A 13019-nucleotide genomic window follows, 5' to 3' on the forward strand; every position below is an offset into this window, starting at 1 on the left:
CATCCATCCGGAAAAATGGATGTGGCACATCGTCGGCGACCATGAAAAGCGCGCCTTCATCGGAACCAAGGCCCAGGCTGTGCTCGACACCATCGCGGCTCATTATAACGAGATCAGCACCTGCCTGTCGGAGGATCGCTACTCATACAAACCCATCTTCATGCGCAGCCAAGACGGTGAAACCTCCGCCGAGGATTGGGCTAACGGCTTCCACGGGGCAATGCGTCTCGGGCTCGACCACTGGAAGCCGGTGTTCGAAACCTTCGACGTCGCCGCGCCCGTCATGACCATCCTTGTCCACTGCACCGACCCGGACGGGATCTCAATCTACGGCGATGAGATCCAAAACATTCTACCAGACCATCTAAAAGATCGCTGGATGGTCATCCGCGAAGCCGTCCACGCCGTCTTCGATCAGTGCGCGCCCCTTCGGGCGGCCACCGCGGAAAGCGGGGCTCGAACAGCATAGTACGCGTTGAGGATGGTGCTGATGACCGTGCTTATCAGTCCGCAGCGGCCGGCCCCCACGCCACACCGCCACCTCACGCCTAGCTCCGCCCGATCGAGGACCAAGTGGGGGGCTCATGACGGATACGAAGGGGAGGCTGACCAGGCAGTTATGCGACTATCAAATAGAGAGCCGCCCGAAGAAGACTATGAGTCAGATTGGCGTCTTGGCCGCGTCGAGCCGGATGCTCCTAGCGAGGAGCAATCAGGCAGATCGGTGTTCAGCGATGTTGATGATTAGACCAATGCGGTTGTACAGTGAACGCCTTCCCGCCCGCCGCCACGATATGCGGCTTGCCTAACGCCGCGGCCGCCCCGCCCGTCTTCGGCTCGACCCCGTCCACCCGCAGAAAACTCGCCTCGACCTCGCCCTTGATGCCGAAATTGACGCTCTGCGGCACCGTGTTGGTGGCCATCAGCGCCGCGACGTGGTTCATGCACGCCGCCGTCACGCCGAGGAGATTGCCTGTCACGTCGAGCACCGGGCCGCCGGAATTGCCGGGCTGGACGGTGGCGGTCACCTGAAACTCGGTCGTGTCGATCCGGATGCGTCTCATAGCGATTGCGCATAGGGTCGGAGCACATCCACCGTCTCGGTCAGTCCGTTCGCTTCCATATCCATGAGGAGCCTATCGGCCGACCGCTCCGACCTCTTCATGCGCTCCCGCATGCGTCGGACAGCGGCGACGGCCTTGCCAGTGTCGAGAGCGATGGTGTCGGCGATGAACGCGTCCGTCGATCGCGCTTCGATGTTGAGGTGTCCGAGAATCTCGGTCGGAAAGTGCTTCAGGTTTTCGGTGACGATGACCGCAGCCTGGGTTTTCAATGCAGCGGCCACGACATGCGCGTCCCCTCGATCCGGCAGACTCTCGCACACGCAGAGGAACGTCTCGAAGTCGGACACCATGGCGTCCTCGAAGGCGTCTTCCATGACGGCGATCGCCCGTCTGGCTTTCGCTTCGGCGCCGGTGATCTGCCGTCCCGCCATTATCTGGACGATGGCTCGCTCCGTCTCATCGAGCACCGGCCTCGACCATCGCACGCGAAAGAATTCCGCTTCCGCCAATGAGAGCAGCAGATTGCGCGGCAGGACGCTGGCAAGCGAGCAGGCATCCACAAAGGCTGTGAAGCTTTTCGCGAACACGGCTCAGAGCAACGCCGCATCCATTTCTGCGAGTGCCCCGAGCGCTTTGCTGCGCTTCTCATCCCTCGCATTTTTGTAGGCGAACAGATCCTCCGCCTTGATGCGCCGATGACGGCCCACCTTGCTGTGCTTGATCTTGCCCGTGTCGATCAACGTGACGAGGTAAGGCCGGGATACGTTGAGGATGTCGGCCGCCTGCTGTGTGGTGAGCATCTGGCTGACGGGAACAAGCGTCACGGCATCGCCCCGGCCGATGTGGCGCAGCAGCTCCATGAGCATGGTCGACAGCCCGGGCGTCAACACGATCTCGGCTGTCTTCGTCTCCTCGTCGAAGATGCGCAGCTTCGTGTCCTGGCCGCTGGCATGGGCCGCGAGGATCTTGCGAAGCTGATTGGCGGCCGCCCTCTCATCCGCCGATGGCAGTCGGCGGCCGAGCGGTTCGGCTTTGGCTGGCATGGTCATGGGCGGTCTCCGTAAGCGCGATCCATAGCAAGTATTCGAAACAAACGCAAGTTACGAATGTTGCGGATAGCGCAGTGTTCCCTGGCGCTTCCCTTCTCCCGCGCGAGCGGGAGAAGGTGGCCTTGCGCAGCAAGGTCGGATGAGGGGATGCCCGGCGTCCGAGCCGCCCTCCGCCGGCAACCCCAGCTCGCTTCGCGCGCCGTGGCCGTTGGTCAGTTCCGCCCTCATCCGTCACGGCTTCGCCGTGCCACCTTCTCCCGCTCGCGCGGGCGAAGGGGAGCCGCTCCCCCGGCTAGCCTTCATCCGGCCCATCGCGCGCGCCGTGGATGACATGGAGACCCGCGATCCGTCCCGCTCCGGGCTCGCCGGTCAGGTCATAAGCGACGATGGAAGGCAGGCCGGGACTCACCCTGTCATAAGTCCCTGTCATACGGCCGAGGCGGCTTGCCGCCATGTGGACGGCGCAGGTCGCCCAGGCCGATAGCTGCGGGAGAGCGACGGGCGGGCACTTGCCGGAAACGAATCGGAAGGAGCGGGCGACGCTCGGACCCTCGGGGTCACAGGGGTGCGGTCCCTGACGGCTCGACGGTCCGTGCCACGTCGCGAATGACGCCGCGGACCCACATCGAGAACGGATCCGCCGCACGGAGGCGGGAGAAGACCAGGGTGCTGTGAAGTTCGACATTGTCGAAGGGTGGCGCGTGCAGCACGAGGTCGAACAGTCCGGCAAAGCGCCGCGCCAGTGCGGCCGAGATGGTGGTGACCATGTCGGTCGCGGCCACGGCCGCGAGAGCGGCCATGAAATGGGGCGTCACCATGGCGATCCGCCGGGAGAGGCCGGCGGCGGCCAGGCGGGCATCGATCTCCGATTGCCCGTCGCCCAGCAGGGCGATGCCCACATGCTGATGCGTCCCATAGTCGGCCAGAGTCCACGGCCGGTGCGCCGCGGGGTGGCCCTGGCGCATCACCAGGGTCAGGCGGTCCTCACCGACGATCTCGCTATGGACGCCGGGAGGCAGCGGCGTGGACGAGAGCGCGAAGGCGAGATCGAGCGCGCCGCTCTCGAGACGGGCGAGCAGGTCGGCCCCATAGGCTTCGACCCGGAGATCGACCCCGGGGGCGTCGCGCGCCAGGCGCGCCATGAGGCCGGGAACGAGCAGCACCGTCTGGGCGTCGGAAGCCGCCAGGCGGAGCAGGCGACGCTCGCTTCCAGGATCGAAGAGATGCGGCCGAAACATTTCGCGCAGCGGTTGCAGGGCGGCGGCCAGTTGCGGCTGGATCGCGAGCGCCCGCGCGGTCAGGACATAACCATTCGTGGTGCGCACCAGAAGGGCATCCCCGAGCAGGTCGCGAAGCCGCGCCAGGGCGCGGCTCATGGCGGGTTGGCTCAGCCCGACATCGGCGGCGGCCCGCGTCACGTTGCGCCGACTGAGCAGCGCCTCCAGCGCGGGAAGCAGGTTCAGATCGAGGCCCGCGATATTCACATCTTGCATGATTATGATCATAACAATGCATTTCCGACATGAACAGGCGTGTCCTAAGCTCTTTCCATGATGTTGGAGGACAGCATGAGCGAGAGAATTGTCGTCGTCGGCTACGGCGCCTGCGGCCGTGCCACCGTCGAGGCCTTGATACGGCGCAACCGCGGAACGGTCGCCGTGGCGCAGCGGACACGACCCACGGATCTGCCGCAGACGATCGAATTCAGGCCTTGCGACGTGCTCGATCCGGGCGCCGTCCAGCAGGCCCTGTTCGGCGCGACCCAGGTGGTGCTCTCGATCGGCCTTCCCTACGATAGCCGCGTCTGGAGGACGGCGTGGCCCCGCGCGATGACCAATGTCGTCGAGGCCTGCGCGGCCACGGGCGCCCGTCTGGTCTTCATCGACAATCTCTACATGATGGGGCCCCAGCGTGAGCCGCTGCGGGAAGACATGGCCCTCTCGGACTATGGCGCAAAACCGGCCATCCGGTCCGAGGTGACGCGGATCTGGATGGCGGCCGCCTCGGCTGGCCGGGCCCGGATCACGGCGCTCCGGCCGCCGGACTTTTACGGTCCTGGCGTGGGCCTCTCCCACCTCGGCACCTCAACGTTCGGCGCCCTCGCCAAAGGCAAGCCCGCATTCCTGATCGCGCCACCCGACACGCCTCACGATTTCGCCTATGTGCCCGACATCGGGCGAGCCGTGGTGACCCTGCTCGAGGCACCCGACGACGCCTTTGGCCGGGCGTGGAACATGCCCTGCGCGCCCACCCGCACGCCGCGCGAAATCCTGAGGCTGGGTGCCGAGGCGCTCGGCGTGAAGCTGAGGATCCGGACGGTGCCGCTCTCGCTCCTGCCGGTGCTCGGACTGGTCTCGCCCTTCCTGCGCGAAGTCGCGGAGATGCGCTTCACCTTCGATCGGCCCTATGAGGTCGATGCGTCGCAATTCAAGCGGCGCTTCTGGTCCGACGTCACGCCCTTCGACATCGGCGCTCCCGCAACGGCACGCTCCTTCCCGGCCGATGCTCCGTCCGCGCAGAGCGTCGCGCTCGCCTGATCAAGTCAGGGGCCGCGCCTGGAGCACACCGGGCAGGCCGCGCGACGCCGGACGCCTATCGCGCCGGGACCGCGGCGCGGGCCAGCGGATAGAGCGCCCGGTAGCGCTCGTAGGCCTCCGCATAGGCCGGCACCAGGGCCGGGTCCGGCTCGATCGTGGCCTTGATGGCCGGCGGCGGCATGAAGCGCACGGGATCGCCGCCGAGCGCCGCCGCCATGGCGAGCCTCGCCGCACCGAGCGCGGCACCCACGTCGGCATCGGCGCCGAGGTCGAGCGGCCGGTTCAGGATGCTGGCCATGATCTTCAGCCACAGCGGCGAATTGGAGCCGCCGCCGACCGCGAAGGCGCGGGTGACCGCCGTTCCGGCCTCCTCCAGCACGCGGAGACAATCCCGGAACGCGAAGCCCACACCTTCGAGTACGGCCTGGGTCAGAGCCGTCCGCTCCGTGCTCTGGCTGAGGCCCACGAAGACCCCGCGCGCCGCCGCGTCGTTCCACGGCGTCCGTTCGCCCGACAGATAGGGAAGGAACATCACGTCGGAGGGCGCCGCGACGCTCGCCCCGAGCGCGCCCGCCAGTGTCGGGGCCGGCGCGTCGAGAATGCGGGCCAGCCAGTTGAGGCTGTCGGTGGCCGAGAGGATGACGCCCATCTGGTGCCACGTCTGCGGCAATGCGTGGCAGAAGGCATGCACGGCGCCTGCCGTATTGGGCGAAAAGCGCGCGTTCGACACGAACAGCACGCCCGAGGTGCCGAGCGACAGGAAGGCCGAGCCGGGCGTGACGGCGCCGATGCCGCAGGCCGAAGCCGCATTGTCCCCCGCCCCACCGGCCACCACCGGCGCCGTCGTCATGCCCCAGCGGGCCGCGAGGTCCGGCTTGAGCCGGCCCGTCGCTTCCGTGCCCTCGGCCAGCCGCGGCATGTGGGAGCGATCGAGGCCGGTCGCAGCCAGAAGCGCATCCGACCAGTCGCGGCGGCCGACATCGAGCCAATAGGTGCCGGCCGAATCCGACATGTCCGACACGTAGTCGCCGATCAGGCGGAGACGAACGAAGTCCTTCGGGAGCAACACTTTGGCCACCTGGGCAAAGATCTCCGGCTCATGCCGGCGCACCCAGGCGAGTTTCGGCGCCGTGAACCCCGGCATCGCGATATTGCCGGTCACGGCGCGCGCCTCGGGGAAACTCGCCTCGATGTCGAGACATTCGTCGGCCGACCGGCCGTCGTTCCACAGGATGGCGGGCCGCAGCACGCGGTCCTGCGCATCGAGCAGCGTCGCCCCATGCATGTGGCCCGACAGGCCGATGCCGCGCACCGCCGCCATCGCGGCGGGATGCGCCGCCTTCAACCCGTCGAGCGTCTTGGCCACGGCCGCCCACCAATGTTCCGGATCCTGTTCCGACCAGCCCGGCCGGGGGCGCGAAACGGCCACGGGCTCCGACACCGTCCCCCACGTGGTCCCCTCCTCGTCGATCAGGATGGTCTTGACCGACGTGGTCCCCAGATCGATGCCGATGAACATGGCGTCTCCACTCTATTCTCTTGTCGCACCGTCTGGCCGGAGCGCGCCGGAACCCCGCGGCGCGGAAGTCGTTCCGGGACATACCATTGTTCGGAGAGGCCCCATGCCGCAAGCCCTCACGCGCCTGACCCTGGATACGCACGGTCAGGGCTTTTACGAGATGACGCGCCCTATCGCCGACTGGGTGGCGCAGCAGCATCCGCGTGTCGCGCTGCTCACGGTGTTCTGCCGCCATACATCGGCATCGCTGTTGATCCAGGAAAATGCCGACCCGACCGTTCGGGAGGATCTTTCGCGTTTTCTCGCGGCCCTCGCCCCGGAGGACGGCCGCTACGAGCACAGCGATGAGGGGCCCGACGACATGCCGGCCCATCTCCGCAGCATGGTGACGCAGACGTCGCTCACCATTCCGGTCGAACACGGGCGCCCGCTGCTCGGAACCTGGCAGGGTATCTATCTCGCCGAGCATCGGCGTCGCCCTCACCGGCGCGAAGTCGTGCTGCACCTCCTAGCGGAGTGATGTTGACAAACCTCGCTCACGCCTACATGTTCCTGTTATGTTCTAGCCGGAGGCGGTGCGATGGCGCAAAAAACCCTCTTCTTCGTCCAGCCCTATGTGGTGCGGAAGCACAAATTGATGGCCAGTGGGGCGCAAACCTATCTGAGCAGCGGCGAAGCGCTCGAAGCGGGCGTGGACCTTGCCCGGCGCCGGGCCGGGATCGTGGTGATGTCCCAGTCCTATGACACGGAACGTCAGGTCATGAGCAGACCGACGGTGCTGCGCATTCATGGTCGCGTTCCCGACGATTGGACCATAGCCTTGCGACAAGCCGCCTAAAGCTTGAGACTCTCGATGGAGGCGCCTCCAGAGAGGCCTTAGGGGTGCGCTCGACGTGGCTATCGGGCGAGCCGCGTGCAAACGAGGTAGCGCTTTTTCCGGCGAGGCCGCATAACGACACAACGGATCGAAACGCGTCCCGGAGTGTCATGCGTATTCCTTTAAAACCGGCCATTCTGGCCATGGTCTTGGCTCTCTCGGCGACCGCGCAAGCGGCGGAGACGTCGGTCGAACAGGCCGGGACGATCAAGACCGCGCTCGAGCGTTACCTCGGCCCAGGCCCGGTGTCGGTCAGCCCGGCCGGAGAGGCCTACAAGATCGACATCGACATCAAGGCGATGTTGCACAGGCTCGAAGCGTTGGGCCTTGCGATGGAGCCGGCCAGCTACACGATGATGGCGGTCCCGCAACAGGACGGCACGTGGCATGTCACGGGGGGAACGCTGCCGCCGTTGACCGCCAAGCTGAACGGACAAACCACCAGCATCGTGGCGAACGGTCAGAGTTTCGACGGCATCTTCGATCCCCGCATCCCGGCTTTCACCAAATCAACCGGCAGCTATGACAGCGTCAGCATCGGGACGATCAGCGACAAGGTTGCGGCCCAGGCACGTCAGCTGAGCCAGGGCCAGCAAAGCACAAGCGCGATGGCCACAGGCGATGGTGTGGTGGATGCCAAGCTGACGCAAGGCAACGCGGCGTTTTCCCAGGACGTTGCGTTCGACGCCCGCAAAGGAGCCCCCTCGCGACTGTCGATCAAGAGCGGACCGACCAGCGACGTGACAGCCGTGGAGGGGTTGCACATCCGGGCACTTGCTGACCTCTGGGCTTTTTTGGTCGCGCATCCATCGTCCGAAGCCTTGAAGAGCAGCCAGGGCGACCTGAAGTCGCTGCTCCGGGAAGCTCTCCCGGTGTTTCAGCGCTGGGCCCAGGATGCCTCGCTGGAGCGCATCAGCATGGAGACGCCTGTAGGGCCCTTCGCGATGCGGGCCGTGAAGGTCCATTTCGATGTCCGGGGTCTGACCTCCGACGGCATGGCCAGTCTGGCTGTGACGACGGATGGCCTGACGGTTCCGGCCGACAAGCTGCCGTCCTGGGCCAATAGTCTGATCCCGACGAGCTTTGATCTTCATCAGTCGATTTCGGGCTATCACCTCGATCAGGCCGCACGAGCCGGTGTGGACGCGTTGGATCTTAACGCGCCGCAGCCGCTGTCGCCAGAAACGCTCGCCAAGATGAAGGAGCTCCTCGGCCCGACCGACAAGATGGTCGTTTCGGTTGGACCGAGCCGGATCACCTCGTCCACGCTCGACGCCCGCTTCGAAGGCGAGGTGCACCTGACGCTCCCGTCGCCGGCCTTCACGATGACCGTGCAGGCGACCGGACTCGATAAGGCGGTCCAGACGATCCAGGCCAAGGCGCAACAGGACCCCAGCGCAAGTCAAGTCATCGCGGCCCTCATGCTGGTCAAGGGCTACGGCAAGACCGCGCCGGACGGGTCGATGACCTGGGCGCTCGTGGGAGACGGAACCGGAGCCATCACGGTCAATGGCGTCCCGCTTCCGTCCGGACCAACCAAGTAGGTATTGACCGGGGTCGCGGCTCGCCCCGGAGGCTCGCTCGGCGCGTGCTATGAAGGTCGGTCTGACAGATGGCGAAGCCCATCGGGATCGGTCATAAGAGACCGGCCAATGATGATTCACCTCCAATGGATCAGGGCTGTGGGCCAGGACGTTGCAAAGTTAGGTTTATCGCGATCCTGGACGTCCTCGAGAGGCCGGGCGTTGCGGCATTCATCGACTCCTCACCAAAAATCAGGACATGACCGGAACGGCCCGTGCTGCCTCCCACTCCGCTGAAAACATCCGCAATGGCCCGAAACCTCGACTGGTCGAAGACCGGTCTGGGAGCGCAGGCCACATGGCCGCAGGCTCTGCGGACGGTCGTCGACCTGCTCCTCGCCTCGCAGATCGGCATGGCGGTGATGTGGGGCGAGGATCCGATCGTGATCTACAACGACGGCTACGCGCCCATCGCGGCCGGCAACCATCCGGCGGCGTTTGGCGCGCGGCTCGCCAGCTCTTCACCTGACCTCTGGGGCCGCATACGATCCTGCGTTGAGCGCGGCTTGCGGGGAGAGTCCGTAACGCTGCGCAACCAACATGTCTCAGCGGGCCTTGATGGGACGCTCGAAGATCTCTGGTTCGACTTCTTCTACACACCGGTCCGCGACGATCATGGCGAGGTCGGCGGTGTTCTCTGTACGGCCATCGAGACCAGCGCTCACGTATTGGCGTTGCGCCGGCATGATGACAGCGAACGGCGGTTGGCGCAGAGCGAAGCGCGGCTCAGCATGCTGGTGAACCAGGCCAGTGTCGGCATCTCGCAAACAGACCTGACCGGCACGTTTGTCACCGTCAACGACCGCTTCTGTGCCATCCTGGGTCGCACCAAAGAGCAGGTGATCGGCTCCAAGATCGAGGAATTCACCCATCCGGCCGACCTCGTCTTGAGCCGTGCCGGCTCACGGCGGTTGATCGAAGACGGGCACGCCTTCGTTTCTGAGAAACGCCTGCTTCGTCCGGATGGGACCACGGTCTGGGTCAACCATCATGTGTCGCTCGGCCGCGATGCCGCGGGACAGCCCGAATTCATCATCCGGATCACGCAGGACATTTCGGACCGCAAGACGGCCGAAACGATGGCCCGCGATTCGAGCAGCCGGATGCAGCTTGCACTGAGCACGGGCGCGGTCCTGGGCACATGGGTCTGGAACGACCGTACCGCGCTTCTCAGCGGCGACGCCCGCTTCGCGGAAACCCTTTGGCTCGACGCCGCCGATACCGCGAAAGGCGTGCCACTTTCTCGCGTCCTTGCCGCGATCCATCCGGACGACCGGGCGACCTTCTCCGAACGGCTGCGGACGGCGTATGAAGTTCGAACCGGCTTCCACGCCGAATTCCGGGTCACGCAGCCGGGCGGCGGCTGGGTCTGGGTCGAAGCCAGCGGCCACCTCGAATTCGGGTCGAATGGCCGCCCGCAACGGCTCCCCGGCATCCTGATCAATATCGATCAACGTCGTCGCGCGGCCGAGCGACAGGCCTTCCTGATTACGCTCGGTGACCGCCTGCGCACCATCGAGGAGCCGCAGGCGATCCTTGACCGAACCGTGGAGGCCACCGGCCGACACCTGGAGGTGCTCCACATCGTTTATGGCGAGGTCAGCCCCGACGGCGAAACGGCCGAGGTGCTGGCGCATTGGCCGCCCGTGGCAACGATCTACCGAGGGCGGATCAAGACAAAGCTGCTCGGCGCCACGGTGGCGCCGAGCCTCCGGGATGGAAAAGTCAGTATTACCGCTCCGGAAAACGGGGAGCCGGGCCGTATGGCGGTCCCGCTGTCCCGCGATGGGCGGTGGCATGCCCTGATGGTGGCCGAAGCGCGTGATGGACGTGAGTGGACCGGCGACGAGGCCGATCTGCTGCGCGAAGTCATCGGCCGCATCTGGGAAGCCGTCGAGCGGGCAAGGGCTGTCCTGACCCTCCGGAAGGCGCAAGGGAGGCAAGCCTTCCTGCTGCGCCTCAACGACCACCTGAGTGAGATCAACGATCCCCACGAGGTTTTGGAGACCGTCGCCGAGTCGCTCGGAACCTATCTCGGCGTGAACCGCGCCAGCTATGGCGAAGTCTCGGCCGATGCGCGGATCATCACGTTCGAGGGCGCCTGGTCGGACGGCACGATGCCGGCCATCAATGGTGCGGTTTCCTATGCCGATCTGGCTGAATCGGAAATCGGCGAGCTCATGCGCGGCCTGACCGTCAGCGAGGATGATTTCGGCCGGCCGGGCCGCAGCACGGAGCAGCGGCTCGCTGTCTTCGAACGCTATCAGACCCGCTCGATCCTGGCGGTGCCGCTGATCCGGGACGGCCAGTTCAGGGCCGGGCTGTTCCTGGCCCAGAAGCAACCGAGGCGCTGGTCGCTCGAAGAGATCTCGCTCACCCAGGAGGTGGCGCGCCGCACCTGGGACGCGCTCGAGCGGACCCGCGCCGAACAGGCCCTGCAACGGAGCGAGGCCCGCTTGCGGGCGATGTTCGATACGCTTCCGGTGGGCATCGTCTTCGCCGAAATGCCGTCCGGACGCGTCACGGAAGGCAATGCACGCGTCGAACAGATCCTCGGCTATGCGGCTTTCTCATCGCTGGATGCGGGCGCTTTCGAGGAATGGACGGCCTTCGACGAGAACGGCCGGCGCGTTCCCGTCGAGGACCATCCGCTTTATGTGGCGGTCACGGCGGGTGAAACGGCATCGCGTATCTTTCATCACCAGCGCGGCGACGGCACCCGGGTCTGGGTGGCCGTGATCGCCGCCCCGGTGCGCGATGCGCAAGGGGTGATCACCGGCGGTCTGTTGACCATCATGGACATCGACCGCGAGAAGCAGGCCGAAGCGGCCCTGCGCGACCTTAACACCACGCTTGAACATCAGGTCGAAGCCCGAACCCTGGAGCGGGATCGCGTCTGGCGCAACTCGCGCGACCTCCTCGCGGTGATGAGCGACGACGGGCGGCTGCTTTCGCTCAATCCGTCCTGGACCGCGCTGCTTGGCTGGGGCTCGGAAGAATTGGTGGGGCGTGATTTCACATCCCTGCTTCACCAGGACGATGTCGCGCTCACGACCAGGACGCTCGACCGGTTGCGCGACGGCCCTCTGCCGGGGCCCTTCGAAAATCGCTTGCGCCGCCGCGATGGGAGCTTCCTCTGGCTGTCCTGGACCGCCTCCCTCGAAAATGATGCGATCTATGCCAACGGCCGCGACGTCACGGCGGAGAAACACCAGGCCGAGGCGCTGCGGCAGGCCGAAGAGCAATTGCGGCAAAGTCAAAAGATGGAGGCGGTCGGCCAGCTTACGGGCGGCATCGCCCATGATTTCAACAATCTTCTGACAGGCATCACCGGGGCGCTCGACCTTCTCGGCAAGCGGATCAGCCAGGGCCGCACCGACAGTGCGGAACGCTATATCGGGATGGCGATGAACTCGGCCAACCGGGCCGCCGCGCTCACGCATCGCCTGTTGGCCTTCTCGCGCCGCCAGCCGCTCGAAGCCAAGGCGGTCGACGCCAACCGCCTCGTGACATCGATGGACGACCTCCTGCGGCGCACGATCGGCGAACGGGTGACTCTGGACGTCAAGCTCGGCAGCGGGTTGTGGCTGACCCTCTGCGATCCGCACCAGCTCGAAAACGCCCTCCTCAACCTGGTGATCAATGCTCGTGACGCCATGCCGGATGGCGGAGAGTTGACGATCTCGACCGACAACGCGGTGCTGGAGGCTGACGGGCCTGAGCGGGAAGGTGGTACCAAGCCAGGCCGCTACGTCTCGCTCTCCGTCTCCGACACCGGCACCGGCATGACGTCCGACGTCATTGCGCGCGCCTTCGACCCGTTCTTCACCACGAAGCCGATCGGCCAGGGGACCGGCCTCGGCCTGTCGATGATCTATGGGTTTGCCAAGCAGTCGGAAGGCACCGTCCGCATCACGTCCGAGGTCGGGGTTGGGACGACCGTCACATTGTTCCTGCCGCGATCGAGCGGCCAGGTCGCCGAAACCGGAGAGCGCCCGAGCGTGGGTCCGCGCGAGGGAGCGGGGGAAACCATCCTGGTGGTGGAAGACGATTCCAACGTGCGCGACCTGATCCGCGAGATCCTCCAGGACCTCGGCTATCGCCCGGTCGAAGCCGCCGACGGCCCCGCCGGGCTCGCGATCCTCCGGTCGGGACAGCACATCGACCTTCTGGTCACGGATGTCGGCTTGCCGGGCATGAATGGGCGGCAGTTGGCGGACCAGGGTCGCGTGTTCCGGCCGGGCCTGAAGGTGTTGTTCATCACCGGCTATGCGGAAAATGCGAGCTTCGGCAACGGGCACCTCGACCCGGGCATGCAGATGATCACCAAGCCTTTCGCGGTCGAGACCTTCGCGGCCAAGATCAAGGAGATGATCTGAGGTGATGATTA

At 65.8% G+C, this 13019-nt stretch carries 11 protein-coding genes; 6 read left to right on the forward strand and 5 right to left on the reverse strand.

From position 1 onward, the window contains the following. A partial coding sequence (locus M8523_RS28870; RefSeq protein ID WP_282588336.1) for a UPF0149 family protein occupies window positions 1–469 on the forward strand: 469 nt, incomplete at its 5' end. A 259-nt stretch (window positions 470–728) separates the two neighbouring features. Here M8523_RS28870 and M8523_RS28875 read toward each other — a convergent pair. The 4 genes from M8523_RS28875 to M8523_RS28890 all read right to left on the reverse strand — a co-directional run bounded on the left by M8523_RS28875 (window position 729) and on the right by M8523_RS28890 (window position 3606). Beyond that, window positions 729–1064, reverse strand: a complete 336-nt coding sequence (locus M8523_RS28875; RefSeq protein WP_282588337.1) for a hypothetical protein — start codon at window positions 1062–1064, stop codon at window positions 729–731. Beyond that, window positions 1061–1651: a PIN domain-containing protein gene (locus tag M8523_RS28880; RefSeq protein WP_282588338.1), complete on the reverse strand. Its 591-nt coding sequence runs from the start codon at window positions 1649–1651 to the stop codon at window positions 1061–1063. The genes M8523_RS28875 and M8523_RS28880 overlap by 4 nt, the downstream gene beginning before the upstream one ends. A 3-nt stretch (window positions 1652–1654) precedes the next feature. After that, window positions 1655–2113 (reverse strand): helix-turn-helix domain-containing protein, encoded by a 459-nt coding sequence (locus tag M8523_RS28885; RefSeq protein WP_282588339.1) that lies wholly within the window; start codon window positions 2111–2113, stop codon window positions 1655–1657. A 557-nt stretch (window positions 2114–2670) separates the two neighbouring features. Continuing rightward, window positions 2671–3606, reverse strand: coding sequence for a LysR family transcriptional regulator (locus M8523_RS28890; RefSeq protein ID WP_282588340.1), 936 nt, complete (start codon window positions 3604–3606; stop codon window positions 2671–2673). A 75-nt stretch (window positions 3607–3681) separates the two neighbouring features. Between M8523_RS28890 and M8523_RS28895 the strand changes: the two genes are divergently transcribed. Continuing rightward, on the forward strand, window positions 3682–4650 hold the full coding sequence (locus M8523_RS28895; RefSeq protein ID WP_282588341.1) for an NAD-dependent epimerase/dehydratase family protein: 969 nt from the start codon (window positions 3682–3684) through the stop codon (window positions 4648–4650). Window positions 4651–4705: 55 nt separating this feature from the next. On the opposite strand, the gene xylB is transcribed toward M8523_RS28895, so the two are convergent. Next, complete coding sequence (gene xylB / locus M8523_RS28900; protein WP_282588342.1) at window positions 4706–6169, reverse strand: xylulokinase; 1464 nt, start codon at window positions 6167–6169, stop codon at window positions 4706–4708. Between the two features lie 103 nt (window positions 6170–6272). Here xylB and M8523_RS28905 point away from each other — a divergent pair, with 103 nt between their 5' ends. The 4 genes from M8523_RS28905 to M8523_RS28920 all read left to right on the forward strand — a co-directional run bounded on the left by M8523_RS28905 (window position 6273) and on the right by M8523_RS28920 (window position 13008). Next, the gene (locus M8523_RS28905; protein ID WP_282588343.1) at window positions 6273–6689 is read left to right on the forward strand and encodes a secondary thiamine-phosphate synthase enzyme YjbQ; all 417 of its coding nucleotides are present in this window, start codon (window positions 6273–6275) and stop codon (window positions 6687–6689) included. 60 nt (window positions 6690–6749) lie between these two features. Further along, entirely contained in the window at window positions 6750–7007 is a 258-nt protein-coding gene (locus tag M8523_RS28910) for a hypothetical protein (RefSeq protein ID WP_282588344.1), read from the forward strand. Between the two features lie 149 nt (window positions 7008–7156). Beyond that, entirely contained in the window at window positions 7157–8590 is a 1434-nt protein-coding gene (locus tag M8523_RS28915; RefSeq protein WP_282588345.1) for a hypothetical protein, read from the forward strand. 254 nt (window positions 8591–8844) lie between these two features. After that, window positions 8845–13008: a PAS domain S-box protein gene (locus tag M8523_RS28920; RefSeq protein ID WP_282588346.1), complete on the forward strand. Its 4164-nt coding sequence runs from the start codon at window positions 8845–8847 to the stop codon at window positions 13006–13008. The last annotated feature ends 11 nt before the right edge of the window (window positions 13009–13019 follow it).

The organism is Lichenifustis flavocetrariae, assembly GCF_026130545.1.
GTDB classification, from domain to species: Bacteria; Pseudomonadota; Alphaproteobacteria; order Rhizobiales; family Beijerinckiaceae; genus Lichenihabitans; species Lichenihabitans flavocetrariae.